Raw genomic sequence first — 15,220 nt, forward strand, 5'->3', positions numbered from 1 at the left:
GGGCCGGAAGGAGACACACATGGAGATCCTGCTCGCCGCCGTCATGGGGCTCGCCGTCCTCGGCGCCTTCCAGGGCGTCCGCATGTACCGCGCGGACGCCAAGCTCCCCGGCGACCTGGTCCTCGCCCTGGAGGTCGGTGCCAGCCGCACCAGCGCCACCGGGTCGGCCATCGACCGCATCGGCATGCGGTACGCGCCCCGGGTCCTGTCGCTGATGGGCCCCCGGCGCGTCGACCGCATCCGCCGGAAGCTCGACATGGCCGGCAATCCGCGCGGCCTGACCGTCGACCGCTACGCCGCCCGGCGCGCGGTGTTCGGCGGGCTCGGCATCCTGGCCGCCCTGGCGATGCTGATGAACGGGCAGGTGGTCCTGGCGATCATCCTGCTCGTCTACGGCCTGTTCTGGACGGACGTGATCATCCGGGCGGCCATCGCCCGACGCAAGGACGACATCGAGCGCACCCTGCCCGACTTCCTGGACGTCCTCGCGGTCGTCGTCTCGGCCGGCCTCGGCTTTAGGCAGGCGCTGGAGCGGGTGGCGGAGAAGTACACCGGCCCGTGGTCCGACGAGCTCCGTATCACCCTGCGCCAGATGGACATGGGCGTCAGCAGACGCGACGCCTTCGACCAGCTCCGCCGCCGCAACGAGTCCGAACAGGTATCGATGTTCGTCTCCGCCCTCCAGCAGGGCGAGGAGCTGGGCGCCCCCATCGTCGACACCCTGATCCAGATCGCCAACGACATGCGCCGCACGGACGCCCAGAACGCCCGCCGCAAGGCCTCCAAGGCGGTCCCCAAGGCCACACTGATCGTCACGAGCTTCATGCTCCCGGGCACGATCATCCTGATCGCGGTCGGCTTCTACTACGCGGCGAACGTGAACATCAATGAGATCTTCAACAGCTGAGGCCGCGAAGTGCCCTCTCCAGAGGGCCATTTGTGGGACATTCGGAGCCGAGGGGGCGGGAGGGACGGCATGGCTGAAAGCGATACGTCTGACGAGCCCCAGAAGTGGGAATGGGCCCGGCAGCCCACGACGAGGGCCGCCGCGCCGATGCACTTTGCCCACGACACACGGACTTACGGATCAACGTCGACCGATTCCCGGTCGGTCGAACCCGGAGGGGGAACATCGCCATGAAGGACATCGCGCTCAAGGCGGCGGTGCAGACGCAGACTTATGTGAACCACTGGGTGAATTCCACGGTCGATCACATGAAGCGTCGCAGAGACAGGGGGCAGGGTGCCATCGAGTATGTGGGCATCACGATTCTCGTCGTGGCGATCGTGATCGCCCTGATCAACACAAAGATGGGCGCCTCCATCGCCAACAAATTCAAGGCGAAGATCACCAAGGTCCTCGACAAGTGAAACGAGGAGGCTGCGAGGAGTCGGGGCAAGCCGCGCCGCTGTACATCGCAGCCGTGGCCGGTTTGCTCTTCCTCGCGTTGGTCCTCTTTGCGTTCGGCGAAGCCGATGTTCAGCGCAATGGTGCACAGAGTGCCGCCGACGCGGCCGCGTTGGCGGCGGCCAAGGAATCGCGTAGTTCCCTCGAACCGGATCTGATGGCGCACCTCACCGACCCTGACTACTTCGAGGCGGTTTTCAATGCGCGTTACCTCGGGGTCCCGGGCGATGCCTGCTGGAAGGCATCCGAGTTCGCTGCGCTGAACAAGGCCGGCTCCGTCCGATGCCGGCAGCTGTCCGGTAGATGGGGCTATGTGGTCCGTGTGCGGTCCGGTAAGGGCGTGAGCACGGACATCGTGCCGGGCGTCAAGGGCGAGAAGGCGGAAGCCGAGGCCGTAGCCGTGGTCGAACCGCGCTGCTCGTTCACTCAGGAGCCGGAGAACACGCCGGTCCCGGGAAGCTCTCCGGACGAGGACACAGGCACGGATGAAGATCCGGATCCGGGGGCGACGGCCGCGCCGGTGGGCAAGGTGAGCTGTGACGGAGGCGAAGAATGGGTTGTGGACCCCGAGGACTTGGCGCTCATGCCTGATATAGCTGACCTCTTCTCCGTGCACTTGGCCGAAAACTGACCGCGAATGAACGCAAAGGATCTCGAATGAATCTCCGGCACGTGAGGAAAGTGCGCCGGGCTGGGGCCGTCGCCCTCCTGGCTTCGTCGCTGCTCTTTTCCGTAGCTGCGTGCGGCGGTGACGACAAGGGGTCGGACAAGGCGCCTGCGGCTTCGTCCGACGCGGGGAAGGGGCAGGGCAAGCAGGCGCCTGAAGACGAAACGCTGCCCGACCGCAGCACGACGCTCGCGACCCTCAAGAACGACGAGGGCCTCGAGATGGTCGTGTACTCGGCAAAGAGGGACAGCGGAGGATTCCTCACCGTCAGCGGCGAGTTCAAGAACTCAGGTGCGGAGAGCTTTGTCACGCCTGTGGAGTGGAGCGGACAGGAGGAAGCCGTAGCCGACGCCGGGCCTTCGCTCGCAGGCATGACGCTGGTGGACTCGGTCGGCAAGAAGCGCTACTACGTGCTGCGGGACACAGACAACCGGCCGCTCACCACCAGCAACTACGAGCCCAGCATCCCGTCAGGGAAGAGCCTGAACTTCTTCGCTCAGTTCCCGTCCCCCCCAAGCACCTCTACCAAGGTCGACCTGCAGTTCCCCGGCTTCCCCAACGCAACGATCGAGATCTCCGGATGACCCCCCGCCGCGTCACGACAACCCTCCTCGCCGGGGTGGTCGCCCTGGGGGGTGTCGGGGCCGTGGCCCCGGAGGCGGTTGCCGGGGACAGTCCCTATCCGTCCGCGTCCGCCGAACCCCCCGTCGAGATCGACCCCCACGACACCGACCTGAAGCTCCCCGAGGGCGCCACCCTCGCCCCGCCCAAAGTCCTCGACATCAAGTCCGTCATCGAGGACCTCGGCGGCGAGGAGCGCCGCGAGGACACCAACGCCGACATCAAGTTCGCCCTCCAGGCGGAAGTGCTCTTCGGCAAGGACAGCGCCAAGCTCAGCGGTGAGGCCAAGGGGCGGATCAACGCCATCGCCGAGGAGATCAAGCGGCAGGACGCCAAGAAGGTCAGGGTCTTCGGGTTCACCGACGACCTCGGCTCCTCCGAACACGGCGACGTGCTGTCCAAGAAGCGCGCCGAGGCCGTCCACAACGTGCTGGACGAGGCGCTCGGCGGCTCCGGGATCACGTTCGAGATCCGGGGCTACGGCGAGGACTACCCGATCGCCAGCAACGACGACGAGGACGGCCGCCGCAAGAACCGCCGCGTGGAGGTCTCCTTCCAACGCGGCGAGACCGGCTCGCAGAGCTGACCCGCACCGCGCGGCGGCGCGCCCCGCACGGGGGCCGCCGCCGCGCGGAGAACATCAGTACAGCGCCTTGTACGTGTTGAAGCCGTAGCCGATCCGGACGCGCTTGTTGAGCTTGCCCGTTCCGGTCGACGTGTACCGGTACAGGTCGCCGTAGCCATTGACCCCGACCAGGTCGGCCCTGCCGTCCCCGTTGAGGTCGCCGATCGCGGCGAACTTGTTGTAGATGTCGAAGCCGGAGCCGATCTTCACGCGCGCCTTGAGCGGCGCGGACGCCTTGCCCGTGCCCTCGTACAGGTACAGCGTGCCGTCCTTGGCGATGCCCACGACGTCCGCCCGGCCGTCCCCCGTGAGGTCACCCGCGCCGACGATGTGGCGGTACGAGCCGTAGCCGTAACCCACCTTGATCCTCGCCGCGAGCGCGGTGCCCTTGCCGTTCCCCTGGTACAGGAACAGGTCGCCCTTGGTGTCGCGCGCGAGGATGTCGCCCGCGCCGTCACCGCTCAGGTCGCCCGGGCCGATGAGGTCGTTGTAGATGTTCCAGCCGTCGCCGATCCGGTTGTACCCGATGTACAGCGAACCGTCGCGCACCCAGAGGTCGTCGGCACGCCCGCCGTCGTCGAGGGAGGAGGCGATGCGTAGCCTGCCCTCGGTGTAGTCGAACCCGCGCGTGCGGGCGAAGAGCTCGCCGTTGTTCTTGGAGTCGTACACATACCCGGCGCCCTCGGAGGTTACCCCCGTGACGCTGCGCTTGCCGAAGGCCGGGTTGCCACCCGCCCCGACGAACATGGCCGCCTTCTGCCATCCGAAGGTGCCGGGGATCCTCGCCCGGTAGTGGCCCAGGCCGGAGAAGCGGTAGATGTACGTGTCGCCGTTCGGCCGACGGCCCATGAGGTCGCCGTAGCCGTCCCCGTTGACGTCGTCGACACCCACGAGCTGGTTGTACGTGTCGAACCCGTAGCCGATCCTGGACGCTGCCTTGAACGGCTTCGACGGATTCCCGGTGCCCATGTGGAAGTACAGGTCACCGGAGGGCGTCCGGGTGACGACATCGCCGATCCCGTCGCCGGTGGAGTCGTTCAGGCCGACGATCTGGTCGTACGTGTTCCAGCCGGAGGCCACCTTGACGGCGGGCTCGAAGGGCTCGCCGTCGATGCGCCCGGTGGAGACGTAGAGATAGACGTCACCGGCGGGCGTGCGCGCGATCAGGTCGTTGTGCCCGTCGCCGGTCAGGTCCCCCGGCGCGACGATCTTGTTGTACTTCTGCCAGCCCTTCCCGGACCAGGTGGGAGTTCCCCCCGTCGGGTCCATGCCCACCATCGGGTGCAGCGTGAGCGTGCCGGACGCCGTCAGGGTGAGGAGCTCGGGCTGGCCGTCGCCCTGCAGATCGCCCGGAGCGATGATGTCCTTGTAGATGGTGTGCCCGGTGGCGCCCTCGGGCGCGTGGAGTTCGAGCGGGTAGTCGGCCACCGACGTACCCACCGACTGGAACAGGTAACCCTCCCGCGTCTGGTAGAGGATGTCGCTCCTGCCGTCGCCGGTGATGTCCATGCGCGGCGTCGAGCCGACGGCCTTCGGCGCCTCGGCGCCCTTCGCGTCGTCGGCCGAGGCCGGGGCCGCCAGCAGCATGCCGGCGGAGAGGACGAGCGCGGTGCAGGCCGCGATCCGGCTCGCGCGCTTCGAGCGCGCGCGGCCGGTGCGGCCGGATTTCCGTGTGGACAGATGCAAAGCCCCCCCAGGGGTTGTCTATGAGCCAGCTGTCAAAAAGTCGGCTGGTGTTCATATGACTGGTACTGGATCCCTTTGGAGGGGGTTGTTTTCAGCCATCAAGCCAGTGCCCTATCGGCCCATCACGCCGCTTCGGTACGTTCCACCACCCGCCCACCGTCCAGTTCCAGCCGCCTGCCGCGGAAGCGGCCCCGCAGCCGCCGGTCGTGCGTGACGACGACCACCGCACCCCCGAACCCGGCCAGCGCGCCCTCCAGCTCCTCCACCAGCGCCGGGGAGAGGTGGTTCGTCGGCTCGTCCAGCAGGAGCAGGTCGACGGGTTCGCCGACCAGGCGGGCCAGTTCGATCCGGCGCCGCTGCCCGTAGGACAGCTCGCCCACCCGGAGGCGCAGGTCCGCCGGGCCGAACAGGCCCAGCGACAAAAGGTGTTCCGTGTGCGCGTCGAGGTCACCGCCGCGCCCGTGGGCGTAGGCCTCCGGGAGCGTCAGACCGGCCGGCCACGGCGTCTCCTCCTGGCGCAGGTACCCGACCCGCCCCCGCGTCCGCACGGTCCCCGCGTCCGGCCGCAGCTCACCCGCGAGCACCCGCATCAGCGTCGACTTGCCGGCCCCGTTCGCCCCCGTGATCAGCAGCCGTTCCGCGCCCCCGATCCGCAGCGCGGGCACGGAGAGGCGGCGGCCGACGCGGATTCCGGCCAGCTCCGCCGCGACCCGGGGGGCGGACGTCTCCGCGGCGGTCACCCGGGCGGCGAACACCAGCGGATCCGGCGGCGGCGCGACCGGCCGCTCCGTCAGCCGCTCGACGCGCTCCTTCGCGTTGCGGATGCGGACCATCGCCCCGTGCCCCCGCCCCCGCGCCCGGAACCCGCCGTGCCCGAACACGGTGAGCGGCACCTTGCGCGGGATCGCGTCCAGCCGGGCCACGTTGGACGCGGCCAGCTCGCGGTTGCGGGCCAGCTCGGCGCGCCAGTCCGCGTACTCCCGCAGCCGGCGCCGCCGGTCGGCGGCCTTCGCGCCGAGGTAGCCCTCGTAGCCGTCCCCGTACCGCGTCACCCGGCCCTCGCCGACCTCCAGGATCGTCGTGGTGACCCGTTCCAGGAACACCCGGTCGTGCGTCACGGCGAGCACGGTGCCCCGGTGCGCCCGCAGGTGGTTCTCCAGCCAGTCCACCGCCCGGTCGTCCAGGTCGTTGGTCGGCTCGTCCAGCAGCAGCAGTTCGGGCCGGGAGGCCAGCGTCCCCGCCAGCGCCAGCCGCGACCGCTCGCCGCCCGACAGCGTGGACAGCGGCCGGTCCCGGTCCAGGCCGGGCAGCCCGAGACCGTGCAGGGCGATGTCCACCCGCGCGTCGGCCTCGTAACCGGCGCGCGCCTCGTAGCGCGCGACCAGCAGCGCGTACGCGTCGAGCGCGGCGGTCAGCTCCGCGCCCGCCGGCCCCGCGAGCCCGACCTCGGCCCGGCGCATCCGGGCCTCCAGCTCCCGCAGCCCGGCGAGCGCCGCGTCCACCGCGTCCTGGACGGTGGCCCCGGTGGGCAGGGCGAGCGCCTGGGCGAGGTAGCCCGTGCCGCCGGGCGCGACGACGGTCAGCTCCCCGTTGTCGGGCCGGTCGAGCCCGGCGATCAGCCGGAGCAGCGTGGACTTGCCGGCCCCGTTGTCGCCGATGACGCCGGCCCGTTCGCCGGGCGCGACGGTGAAGGTGACGTCGTCCAGCACGACGCGGTCGTCGTAGCGGCGGGTGACGTTCTGAAGTGTGAGTTGTCCGGTGTGCATGAAAAGCCCCTGATTCTCGGCCCGTGCCGATCGGCGCGCGGTGGTCGGGGCGCGTCCGCGCACGCCGACGGCGCACCGAGGACGTGTGCCGGAAGGGCAGGCGTCACGGAGGTACGAAGGCGTGGAGGTGCGGATGCGCAGGAGAATGCGCTACTGCGGAGCCGGGCTCAACGCAGGCGCAAGGGGAATTTCACAGAGAACCCATGCACACCAAGGTAGGCGGGCGCCAGGGCGGCGGCAAGCGGTTTTCGGTCAGGACGGGCCCCCCAGCCGGACCGGCACACCGGGGGAGTACAGCACGCTGACGGGCGCCCCGCTCGGGGCCGGCAGGCCCGCCGCCTCGATCAGGTTCTCCTCGCAGACGAGCAGGTCCGCGCGGTGCAGCGGCCAACGCGGATGGTCGTTGCGCAGGTAGGCGGTGCGGCCGAGGAGGGACTGGTGCAGGCCCCAGCGCGCGGTGAGGAAGTGCTCCAACTCGGTGGGCCGGTCTATGCGTGCGCCGGGGCGCACGGTGATGCGGCTGTACGCGCCGCGAGGGCCGGGCACGCGGCGCGAGCTGGTGTAGCCGATCGTGTCGCCGGCCGCCTCCACCCGCATCCGGGACCACACGTACGGCAGGCCGAAGCCCAGGCGGCCCATCGCCGCGGGGACCAGCCGGGAGGCGTCCAGCGAGCGGAAGACGACCCCGCGCCGCCCCCGCTCGTCCACCGAGTACAGGCGGACGTTCGTCTCGGGGAACGAGCCGAGGTACGGCACACCGGGCAGCCCCAGCCACCCCACCCGGTGCATCCGGAAGGCCACCAGACCGACGTACGTGGCCCCGTCGAACGTGTCGGGCACCGTCCCCGCGGGCAGCAGCCCCGCCACCGCCTCCGGCTCCACCGCCCAGTGGACGAAGCAGAGGTCGAGCCACTGCTGCGTGAGCAGTGGGCGGCGCAGGACGTCGGGGGCGTCGGGTGTCACGGGCGAGGTCGTCACGGGCCAAGCGTGGCAGGGCCGTCCGGCGCGCTCTCCACCGCGTCCGGGATCGCGGCGAGATCCGCGATGAGGTCCGGGTCGCGCATCCCGGGCAGCTCGTAGCCTCGGGCCTCGTCCCACTCGACGTCCAGGTCGTCCATGTGCACACGCCAGTCGGCGTCCGGCAGCGCCCGGCGGAACTCCGTGACCGAGTCCAGCACATGGGCGACCACCGGCAGCAGCCGGCCGGGGTCGAACGGCATCTTGGTGGAGCCGTCGAGGACGGTCCCCGGGTCCGACGTCCCGGGGTCGTACACGAACAGGCTCTCCTCGTCCTCGTACGGGAACGACGCCTGGCGCTCGGTGACGATACGGGCGACGGCGGCCGACTCCGGCCCGGTCAGCGGGGTCGCGCGGTGCGCGGTGTAGTAGAGGGAGACGCTCATGAGGGGAGCGTAGGGGCGGGGTACGACAACGGGGGGTGCGGCAGCGCACCCCGGTGCGGAGCGGGGTGTACCGGGCGGGAACATGAGCAGAAGAGGAGAGACGGGGAGCGGGCCCGCCTCCGTACCCCGACGTCACCCCTTCCACACCGCTCACGTCCCCGGAGCCGCAACCGTGTCCAGTCAGTCCAGCGGTACCGCCGCCGGGGCCCCGCCCCACCCGCGCAGAACCCCGCCGACCGCCCCCGGCCCCGGCAGGGCCAGGCACTGGCCGCTCGCGCTGCGCCGCACGCCCGTCTCGCTGTGGAACGACGACATATCGGACTGGGCCGCGGCCCTCACTTACTACGCGATCCTCGCCCTGCTGCCCGCGCTGCTGGTGACCGTGTCCGTCATCGGGCTCGCCAGCCCGGGGGCCACCGGTGCGCTGATCGCCGACATCACCGCCTTCGCGCCCGCCGAGGCCGCCGCCGCGCTGCGCGAGCCGCTGGAGGCCGCCACCCAGCAGCGCACCGCCGTCTGGGTGCTCGTCGCGACCGGGTCCGTCAGCGCGCTGTGGTCCGCGTCCAGCTATCTCGCGGTGTTCCGGCGGGCGCTGCACGCCATGCACGGCGTGCACGACACCCGGCCCGCGCTGCGCCAGGCGCACATCATCGTGGCGTGGGCGGTCGGGCTGCTCCTGCTGATGATGACCAGCGCGTTCGCCCTCGTGCTCACCGGACCGCTGGCGCGCTGGGCCGGGCACCGGCTCGGCCTGACCCATGTGGGAGACGCGGTGTGGGCGGTGCTGAAGTGGCCGCTGCTGCTCTGCCTGGTCGCCGGGCTGATCACGGTGCTCTTCCGCACCGGCCCTGAGCCGGCCCGCCGGGCCCGGCAGGCGGTGCCCGGCGGGGTGCTCGCGGCGCTGTTGTGGCTGGCCGCTTCGGCCGGCTTCGCGCTGTACGCCACGTACGTCGGCTCCTACAGCCGGCTGTACGGCTCACTGGCGGGCCTGGTGGTGTTCCTGATCTGGGTCTGGTTCACCAACCTGGCACTGCTGTCCGGGGTCCAGTTCAACGTGGAGCTGGACCGGGCCCGGCAGGATTAGTCCCCCGTCGTCCCGTCCACGATCTCGCGGATGATGTCGATGTGGCCGTTGTGACGGGCCGTCTCCTCGATGAGGTGCAGCAGGATCCAGCGCAGATCGGGGGCCGAGCCGTTCGAGCGCTTCAGGACGGCCCGGGTGTCCAGATCGTGGGCGGCGACCAGCTCCCGGTAGCGGGCGGACTGCTCCTCGTACTCCCGCAGCACATCGGCGAGCGGCATGTCGACGGCGATCCGCATCTCGCGGTCCGGGTCCTCCTCCGTCCACGGGCCCTCGTCCTCGCCGCCGAGGAGGACCAGCTCGAACCAGTGGTACTCGACCCAGCGCAGATGGTTGACCACCCCCGCGATCGTCATCAGCGGGGAGCCGGGCAGGGGCGCCCGCACGGCGTCCTCCTGCGAGAGCCCGTCGCACTTGGCGATCGCGGTGGCGCGGGCGTAGTCGAGGAAGGTGGTCAGCTGGGTGCGCTCGTCCCATGCGGGAGGCGTGTCGGTGCGTGTCATCGCCGCACAGCTTCCCCGGGCGGAAGGGGGTTGTCCACCGCTTATGGCCCGACGCGCAGGGCGGGGTCCCGCAGCGCCGGATGCCCGGGCCCGAGGAACACGGCGATGTCCGGGCCGCCCGCGGGGCCGGGCACCCGGCGCCAGCCGAGCCGCCGGTAGAGCCGCACCGCGGGCCCGGCGCCCGCCGAGGTCAGCAGCCAGCAGCGGCCCCCGGGCGCGGACGCGGTGACGGACTCCAGGAGCGCGGCCGCCAGGCCGGTCCCCCGGGCGTGCGGGCTGAGCGCGAGTTCGTCCACCTCCAGCCCGCCGACGAGCCAGTCCGCCGTCCGGTCGGGGCCCAGGACCGAGGCGACGGCCGCGTAGCCCCGGGCGGACGGGAAGGGGGAGGCGGTGGTCCAGGCCGTCGCGAACCCCACCACCGAGGCGGCGTCCGGCTCCTCCGGGACGCCGTCCAGCGCCAGCGCGGCCCTGAATCCGGGACGGGCGGCGTCCTCCGCCAGGCGCTGGACGTAGCCGTCGGCCTGATCCGGGTCCTCGTGCCACGGCGGGCCCGCGAACGCCTCCGCGTAGGTCCGCCGTATGCCGTCCCGCCGCGCCAACAGCGCCTCGGCGCCCGTCCGCTGGACCCACCTGGCCATGTCGCCACTCCTGCCGTCCCCACCCCGCGGACCGGCCGGCCCGCCGGGCGAGTGTACGAGCCGGGTCCGATGACCGAGCGGGGACGCAGGCCCGCCCCGCGGACCAGGGGTTGCCCGTACGCTCGGGTACCGACCACCCGCCGGCCCCCCACGCCGCCGCCCCGAGCGGTGCCGCGGGCGGGGCGGGCAGCCACCACGAGTACCGAGGTGACGGCCGATGAGTGACGGTTTCTTCTGCTCGTACCACCTGTGCTGGAGCCGCCCCGACGCCGAGTCGCTGCTCGGCGACCTGGAGACGGCGGGGGTGCGGGCGGACCACCCGGTCACCCGGCGCATCACCCTGGTCAGCCCCGGCACCGACCCGTCCGGGACGCAGTCCTGGGTGAGCCGGGACCAACTCGTGCTGCTCACCGGCCTGCAACGCCTCGACCGGGTCGACTTCCTGCTCTGGCTGCCCGGCGGCGAGGAGATACGGGCCAGGATCAGCCGGGGCGACGACGGCACGGTGGAACTGCTCTTCGGCCTCGGCGCACTGGACCGCGACGCCCGGGAACGGGTGGTCCGCGCGGTGCGCGAGGCGATCGGACGGGCCTCGCTGCTCTGCGTGGGCTTCGTGCTCGACCGCGAGGGCGCGTCGGCGGCCACCGACTGGGCGGGCTTCATCGTCAAGGGCTCGGTGTACTTCGACTGCTGGCCGGACACGCTCGCGCTGCTGCCCGAAGTGGCCGCCGCCCAGCCGCAGCTGTCCGGCGTGAACTCCTTCCAGCAGTCGCCGTGGGTCGTCTACGGAAGCGACGTGCCCCGCAGATAGACCGCGGGCGCCTATAGACCGCGCGGAGCCTGCTCGACCCGGACCTGCACGCCCGGCCGCAGCCCCCACGCCGCCATCGCGCCCGCCTCCGCCTCGATCACATGGCGGCCGCGCGGCCGGGGCAGGCCGAGCCGGCCCGGCTTCATCGTGTGGACCGCCAGCACGTTGAACCTCCGGTCCAGGTAGGCCACATCGATCGTGAACCGCATCCGGAAGGAGTGCACGCTCCCGCACGGCGTGATCATCAGCGCCCCGTCGACCCCGTCCCGGCCGAGCAGCCCGCGCGCCCGGTGCCGGTAGGAGGCCGCGATCCGCAGCGGCACCCGGGTCTCGGTCACCCCGTCCCGGTCCGTGATCGTCAAGGTCCCCGCGCCATCGCGCCATCGAGCCATGGCCCGACGGTAGCGGCGCCGGCCCGCCGCCGGGCCCGAATCCACAGGCCCAACCCCCGCCCGGGGCACGCCGATTAGGATCGCTCAGGTGTACGCCATGCTGATAGGAGTCGCCGCACTCTGGGGCGCCGCGACCGGGCTCCTGGTCCCGCGCGCCGCCTACCGGTTCTCCGTTCCGCCCGGCGACCCCTGGCGCGACGCCTGCCCGGCGGGCCACCCGCTCACCGGCGCCGCCCGCGCCTGGCTGGGCGCGACGCGCTGCGGCGGGTGCGCGGAGGGGACGGTCGCGGAGGTCCGTACGGGCGCGCCCGCCCCCGCACCGCCCGAGGACGCGCCCACCCCCCGTTACGCCCCCCACCGCCTCGCCCCCGTCGTCACCGCGCTCGCCTGCGCCGCCCTCGCCTGGTCCACCGGCACGCGCCCCGAGCTGGCGGCCTGGCTGGTGCTCGCCCCGGTCGCCGTGCTCCTCGCGAGCATCGACCACCGCGTGCACCGGCTGCCGGACGGGCTGACCCTGCCGGCCGCCGGAGCCTCCGCCGTACTCCTGGGCCTGGCGGCCCTGCTGCCGGAACACGCGGGCTCCTGGCTCTCCGCCCTCCTCGGCGGGCTCGTCCTGGGCGCGTTCTACTTCCTGCTCTTCCTCGTCAACCCGCGCGGCATGGGCTTCGGCGACGTCAAACTCGCCCTCTCCCTGGGCACGGTCCTCGGCTGGTACGGCTGGCCCGTCGTCTTCGCGGGAGGCTTCGCCGGCTTCCTCTTCGGCGCGGTGTACGGGGCGGCGCTCGTCGCACTGCGCCGCGCGGACCGCAAGACGGGCATCCCGTTCGGCCCGTTCATGATCGCGGGGGCCTTCCTGGGGCTGGTCTTCGGGGGACTGGCGGCCTGACCGCGGGGGCTCAGCGCGTCCGGGCGCTGTGCCGCGCCACGCGGGCGCGGTTCCCACAGGCGGGGCTGCACCACTGCTGGCCCGTGCGCAGGGCCGAGAAGAACAGCACGCAACTGGGCGCCGGACAGCGGCGGAGGAGTTCGCGGCGCGGCGAGGTCAGCAGCCGGGTGGCCGAGGCGCAGACCTGGGCGGCCACGACGTCCATCACCCGCACCCCGTCCGGCCATTCGAGCCGCGGCCCGGTGTCCGGCCAGGTGACCGCGGCATGCCGGACGCCCCGCGCCCGCTCGGTCACCAGGCCGAGGGACGCGGCGGGCGGACGCCCTCGGTCGACCAGGGCGTCGAGCAGGTCCCGTACGGCCTCGCGGACGGCGCGCGCGGTCGTGACGTCCGGCGCGCCCACCTCCACGCGACTGTCGGCGCCCATGCCGAGGCGCGGGCGGTACGCGCCGATCCAGTGGGCCAGCCCGTGCGGGGTGCCGACCTCGTCGATCAGGGCGCCCGCCTCGTAATGCCACGAGCTGGTGAACTCGACCGCCAGGGGCTCGAGGGGGCGGATTTCGAGCGTGTCCTTGCCGTGTGTCGTCATGCCGGCCCTCCCTGACCCGGGTACGGGGCGCCTTCGCCACGTACCCGGATTCTTCCAAGTTCCCCGAACGGCCGCGCCGTCGGGCAGCTGCGGGTACATTCAGATCGATGCTAATGGGTAAGCCATTAGTACCCGACGCGAAGGGAACCCGACACGATGACGCAGACCAGGCCCCCGGCCGAGGCCCCCGCCCCCGCGCGCCCCTGGCACGCGACGCAGGCGCCGCCCCGGCCGAAGGCGCTGACCACGGTGGTCGCCACGGCGAGCAGCGTGATCGCCCTGACCCTCCTGGTGGCGGTGGGGGAGTGGTCGCACCAGGTCCTGCTCATCCCGCCGCTGGCGGCCAGCATGGCGCTGATCGCGGGCGCCTCCCAGACACCCCTCGGGCAGCCCCGCAGCGTGATCGGCGGCCAGCTCGTCTCCGCCCTGACCGGCTTCCTGGTCCTCGCCGTCCTCGGCCAGGGCGTCTGGTCCTCCGGCCTCGCGGGCGGCCTGGCCCTCGGTGCGATGCTGCTCCTCCGCGTCGCCCACTCACCCGCCGCCGCGACCGCCGTGATCGTGGCCGCCACCGCCACCGCCCCCTCCGCCGTCCCCTTCCTCACCCTGCTGGCGGCGGCGACGGTCCTCCTGGTGCTGGTGGGCCTGGTCGGCAACCGGGTCAACAGGCAGGCGTATCCGGTCTACTGGTGGTGACCCGGGCCCCGCGCCCGGCCCGCCCGTAATGCGGTCGCGGGCGGGGGCGTGCTGCTGGGATCATCGCTCCATGCCCGAAACACCCGAAACCACGCCCGGTGAAGCCGCCCGGTTCGACGCTCTCGTCGCCGAGGCGGACAGCGTCTCCGTCGAGGGGTGGGACTTCTCCTGGCTCGACGGGCGGGCCACCGAGCAGCGGCCCTCCTGGGGATACGCGCGGGCCATGGGGGAGCGGATGGGGCGGGCGCGGGCCGCGCTCGACATCCAGACGGGCGGGGGTGAGGTGCTGGCCTCCGTGCCGGAGCTGCCGCCGCTCGCCGTCGCCACCGAGTCCTGGCCGCCCAACATCGCCCGGGCCACGGCGTTGCTGCACCCGCGCGGGGTGGCCGTCGTGGCGGACGAGGACGAGCCGCCGCTGCCGTTCGGGGACGGGGCGTTCGACCTGGTGGTCAGCCGGCATCCGGTGACCACGTGGTGGACGGAGATCGCCCGGGTACTGGCCCCCGGCGGCACGTACTTCTCGCAACAGGTGGGCCCCGCGAGCGTCTTCGAGCTGGTCGAGTACTTCCTCGGGCCGCAGCCCCCGGAGGTGCGCGGCGCGCGCGACCCGGAGCGGGCGCGGGCCGACGCCGAGGCGGCCGGGCTCGACGTCGTGGACCTGCGGGCGGAACGGCTGCGCACCGAGTTCTCCGACATCGGGGCCGTCGTCTACTTCCTGCGCAAGGTGATCTGGATGGTGCCCGGCTTCACCGTCGAGCGGTACCGGCCCCAACTCGCCGCACTGCACCACCGCCTCGAAACCGAGGGCCCGTTCGTCGCCCACACCACCCGCTTCCTGATCGAGGCCCGCAAACCCGCGTGAGACGGGCGCCCCCACACGGCGCGAAAACTGGCACTCTGGTCGCGAGCGTTCGGGGAAGGAGCTGGCCATGGACCTCGGCACCGACGGGGATGCCGCGCACGGCCCGCGCCGGGGTGGCGCCGAGTGGCTCAAGGGTGCCAGGATCGTCCGCGTCCTCGGGATCTTCTACCGCCCCGAGGGCCGGATGGGCGAGCCGGAGGCCGTCTCGTTCGTGCTGGACGACGGCCAGTCGGTCCGCCTGACCTGTGCCTCCGACGGCACCCTGCACGTGGGCGCCGGCACCTGGCCGCAGCTGCCCGACTGGTGTGTGCCCGCCGCCCAGTGGGAGTTCGCCGAGCTCGCAGGTCTGCCGCAGGCTCCGGACGGCGGCTGGACGGTGCTGAGCACGGACGAGCGCCGGGACGCGCGGGGTGAGGTCCACGAGGCCGTGATCCGCTGCGAGGGCGGCCGTTTCGTGGTCGTCGGCGGGGACACCGTGGGCGTCCGCTTCACCCGGGGCCACCGGGGCGCGGCCGCCGCGACGTGACGGAACGGCATCGGGTGCCAACTCCCGCCGCCGCGCGCCGGATCGCCGTTCCATACTCGTACC

At 72.3% G+C, this 15,220-nt stretch carries 19 protein-coding genes; 11 read left to right on the forward strand and 8 right to left on the reverse strand.

From position 1 onward, the window contains the following. Window positions 1-19 precede the first annotated feature (19 nt). The 5 genes from OHS17_RS21535 (at window position 20) to OHS17_RS21555 (ending at window position 3,282) form a co-directional block, all read left to right on the forward strand. Window positions 20-907 carry a DUF5936 domain-containing protein gene (locus OHS17_RS21535; protein WP_330313492.1) on the forward strand — a complete coding sequence of 296 codons (888 nt, stop codon included), beginning with the start codon at window positions 20-22 and terminating at the stop codon, window positions 905-907. Between the two features lie 230 nt (window positions 908-1,137). Then, window positions 1,138-1,371 carry a hypothetical protein gene (locus OHS17_RS21540; RefSeq protein ID WP_330313493.1) on the forward strand — a complete coding sequence of 78 codons (234 nt, stop codon included), beginning with the start codon at window positions 1,138-1,140 and terminating at the stop codon, window positions 1,369-1,371. Further along, on the forward strand, window positions 1,368-2,039 hold the full coding sequence (locus OHS17_RS21545; RefSeq protein WP_330313494.1) for a pilus assembly protein TadG-related protein: 672 nt from the start codon (window positions 1,368-1,370) through the stop codon (window positions 2,037-2,039). Before OHS17_RS21540 ends, OHS17_RS21545 begins: the two co-directional genes overlap by 4 nt. Before the next feature lie 26 nt (window positions 2,040-2,065). Then, window positions 2,066-2,659, forward strand: coding sequence for a hypothetical protein (locus OHS17_RS21550; protein ID WP_330313495.1), 594 nt, complete (start codon window positions 2,066-2,068; stop codon window positions 2,657-2,659). After that, window positions 2,656-3,282 (forward strand): OmpA family protein, encoded by a 627-nt coding sequence (locus OHS17_RS21555; protein WP_018100967.1) that lies wholly within the window; start codon window positions 2,656-2,658, stop codon window positions 3,280-3,282. Before OHS17_RS21550 ends, OHS17_RS21555 begins: the two co-directional genes overlap by 4 nt. Before the next feature lie 54 nt (window positions 3,283-3,336). Here OHS17_RS21555 and OHS17_RS21560 read toward each other — a convergent pair whose 3' ends face one another. The 4 genes from OHS17_RS21560 to OHS17_RS21575 all read right to left on the reverse strand — a co-directional run bounded on the left by OHS17_RS21560 (window position 3,337) and on the right by OHS17_RS21575 (window position 8,176). Then, window positions 3,337-5,007, reverse strand: coding sequence for an FG-GAP repeat domain-containing protein (locus OHS17_RS21560; protein ID WP_330313496.1), 1,671 nt, complete (start codon window positions 5,005-5,007; stop codon window positions 3,337-3,339). 122 nt (window positions 5,008-5,129) lie between these two features. After that, window positions 5,130-6,773, reverse strand: coding sequence for a TlrC/CarA/OleB/SrmB family ABC-F type ribosomal protection protein (locus OHS17_RS21565; RefSeq protein WP_330313497.1), 1,644 nt, complete (start codon window positions 6,771-6,773; stop codon window positions 5,130-5,132). Window positions 6,774-7,025: 252 nt separating this feature from the next. Beyond that, the gene (locus tag OHS17_RS21570; RefSeq protein ID WP_330313498.1) at window positions 7,026-7,751 is read right to left on the reverse strand and encodes a YqjF family protein; all 726 of its coding nucleotides are present in this window, start codon (window positions 7,749-7,751) and stop codon (window positions 7,026-7,028) included. Further along, on the reverse strand, window positions 7,748-8,176 hold the full coding sequence (locus tag OHS17_RS21575; RefSeq protein ID WP_330313499.1) for a hypothetical protein: 429 nt from the start codon (window positions 8,174-8,176) through the stop codon (window positions 7,748-7,750). The genes OHS17_RS21570 and OHS17_RS21575 overlap by 4 nt, the downstream gene beginning before the upstream one ends. 172 nt (window positions 8,177-8,348) lie before the next feature. Between OHS17_RS21575 and OHS17_RS21580 the strand changes: the two genes are divergently transcribed. Next, complete coding sequence (locus OHS17_RS21580) at window positions 8,349-9,260, forward strand: YihY/virulence factor BrkB family protein (RefSeq protein WP_330313500.1); 912 nt, start codon at window positions 8,349-8,351, stop codon at window positions 9,258-9,260. On the opposite strand, the gene OHS17_RS21585 is transcribed toward OHS17_RS21580, so the two are convergent. Together OHS17_RS21585 and OHS17_RS21590 are read right to left on the reverse strand one after the other, a co-directional pair. Beyond that, window positions 9,257-9,760 carry a DinB family protein gene (locus OHS17_RS21585; protein ID WP_330313501.1) on the reverse strand — a complete coding sequence of 168 codons (504 nt, stop codon included), beginning with the start codon at window positions 9,758-9,760 and terminating at the stop codon, window positions 9,257-9,259. The two genes, OHS17_RS21580 and OHS17_RS21585, sit on opposite strands and share 4 nt — an antisense overlap. Before the next feature lie 41 nt (window positions 9,761-9,801). Further along, window positions 9,802-10,398, reverse strand: coding sequence for a GNAT family N-acetyltransferase (locus OHS17_RS21590; protein ID WP_330313502.1), 597 nt, complete (start codon window positions 10,396-10,398; stop codon window positions 9,802-9,804). Between the two features lie 217 nt (window positions 10,399-10,615). On the opposite strand from OHS17_RS21590, the gene OHS17_RS21595 reads away from it, so the two are divergent. Continuing rightward, entirely contained in the window at window positions 10,616-11,209 is a 594-nt protein-coding gene (locus OHS17_RS21595) for a hypothetical protein (protein WP_330313503.1), read from the forward strand. Window positions 11,210-11,220: 11 nt separating this feature from the next. Here OHS17_RS21595 and OHS17_RS21600 read toward each other — a convergent pair whose 3' ends face one another. Then, the gene (locus OHS17_RS21600) at window positions 11,221-11,601 is read right to left on the reverse strand and encodes a DUF192 domain-containing protein (protein WP_198956984.1); all 381 of its coding nucleotides are present in this window, start codon (window positions 11,599-11,601) and stop codon (window positions 11,221-11,223) included. Window positions 11,602-11,689: 88 nt separating this feature from the next. Here OHS17_RS21600 and OHS17_RS21605 point away from each other — a divergent pair, with 88 nt between their 5' ends. Next, entirely contained in the window at window positions 11,690-12,487 is a 798-nt protein-coding gene (locus OHS17_RS21605; RefSeq protein ID WP_330313504.1) for a prepilin peptidase, read from the forward strand. A gap of 10 nt (window positions 12,488-12,497) precedes the next feature. Here the strand turns inward: OHS17_RS21605 and OHS17_RS21610 are convergent, their stop codons facing one another. Continuing rightward, on the reverse strand, window positions 12,498-13,076 hold the full coding sequence (locus OHS17_RS21610; protein ID WP_330313505.1) for a CGNR zinc finger domain-containing protein: 579 nt from the start codon (window positions 13,074-13,076) through the stop codon (window positions 12,498-12,500). Window positions 13,077-13,232: 156 nt separating this feature from the next. Here OHS17_RS21610 and OHS17_RS21615 point away from each other — a divergent pair, with 156 nt between their 5' ends. The 3 genes from OHS17_RS21615 to OHS17_RS21625 all read left to right on the forward strand — a co-directional run bounded on the left by OHS17_RS21615 (window position 13,233) and on the right by OHS17_RS21625 (window position 15,157). Further along, window positions 13,233-13,769: an HPP family protein gene (locus tag OHS17_RS21615; protein WP_330313506.1), complete on the forward strand. Its 537-nt coding sequence runs from the start codon at window positions 13,233-13,235 to the stop codon at window positions 13,767-13,769. Window positions 13,770-13,839: 70 nt separating this feature from the next. Continuing rightward, the gene (locus OHS17_RS21620; protein ID WP_330313507.1) at window positions 13,840-14,631 is read left to right on the forward strand and encodes a class I SAM-dependent methyltransferase; all 792 of its coding nucleotides are present in this window, start codon (window positions 13,840-13,842) and stop codon (window positions 14,629-14,631) included. Window positions 14,632-14,698: 67 nt separating this feature from the next. Beyond that, window positions 14,699-15,157 (forward strand): hypothetical protein, encoded by a 459-nt coding sequence (locus OHS17_RS21625; protein WP_330313508.1) that lies wholly within the window; start codon window positions 14,699-14,701, stop codon window positions 15,155-15,157. Window positions 15,158-15,220: the final 63 nt, after the last annotated feature.

The sequence above is a fragment of the Streptomyces sp. NBC_00523 genome (assembly GCF_036346615.1).
In the GTDB taxonomy this organism is placed as follows: domain Bacteria; phylum Actinomycetota; class Actinomycetes; order Streptomycetales; family Streptomycetaceae; genus Streptomyces.

Excerpts from the sequence above, each read along its gene's own strand:
- OHS17_RS21535 (WP_330313492.1), top strand. The coding sequence starts at position 20 with ATGGAGATCCTGCTCGCCGCCGTCATGGGGCTCGCCGTCCTCGGCGCC.
- OHS17_RS21540 (WP_330313493.1), top strand. The coding sequence starts at position 1,138 with ATGAAGGACATCGCGCTCAAGGCGGCGGTGCAGACGCAGACTTATGTG.
- OHS17_RS21550 (WP_330313495.1), top strand. The coding sequence starts at position 2,066 with ATGAATCTCCGGCACGTGAGGAAAGTGCGCCGGGCTGGGGCCGTCGCC.
- OHS17_RS21555 (WP_018100967.1), top strand. The coding sequence starts at position 2,656 with ATGACCCCCCGCCGCGTCACGACAACCCTCCTCGCCGGGGTGGTCGCC.
- OHS17_RS21565 (WP_330313497.1), bottom strand. The coding sequence starts at position 6,773 with ATGCACACCGGACAACTCACACTTCAGAACGTCACCCGCCGCTACGAC.
- OHS17_RS21575 (WP_330313499.1), bottom strand. The coding sequence starts at position 8,176 with ATGAGCGTCTCCCTCTACTACACCGCGCACCGCGCGACCCCGCTGACC.
- OHS17_RS21585 (WP_330313501.1), bottom strand. The coding sequence starts at position 9,760 with ATGACACGCACCGACACGCCTCCCGCATGGGACGAGCGCACCCAGCTG.
- OHS17_RS21590 (WP_330313502.1), bottom strand. The coding sequence starts at position 10,398 with ATGGCCAGGTGGGTCCAGCGGACGGGCGCCGAGGCGCTGTTGGCGCGG.
- OHS17_RS21595 (WP_330313503.1), top strand. The coding sequence starts at position 10,616 with ATGAGTGACGGTTTCTTCTGCTCGTACCACCTGTGCTGGAGCCGCCCC.
- OHS17_RS21600 (WP_198956984.1), bottom strand. The coding sequence starts at position 11,601 with ATGGCTCGATGGCGCGATGGCGCGGGGACCTTGACGATCACGGACCGG.
- OHS17_RS21610 (WP_330313505.1), bottom strand. The coding sequence starts at position 13,076 with ATGACGACACACGGCAAGGACACGCTCGAAATCCGCCCCCTCGAGCCC.
- OHS17_RS21615 (WP_330313506.1), top strand. The coding sequence starts at position 13,233 with ATGACGCAGACCAGGCCCCCGGCCGAGGCCCCCGCCCCCGCGCGCCCC.
- OHS17_RS21620 (WP_330313507.1), top strand. The coding sequence starts at position 13,840 with ATGCCCGAAACACCCGAAACCACGCCCGGTGAAGCCGCCCGGTTCGAC.
- OHS17_RS21625 (WP_330313508.1), top strand. The coding sequence starts at position 14,699 with ATGGACCTCGGCACCGACGGGGATGCCGCGCACGGCCCGCGCCGGGGT.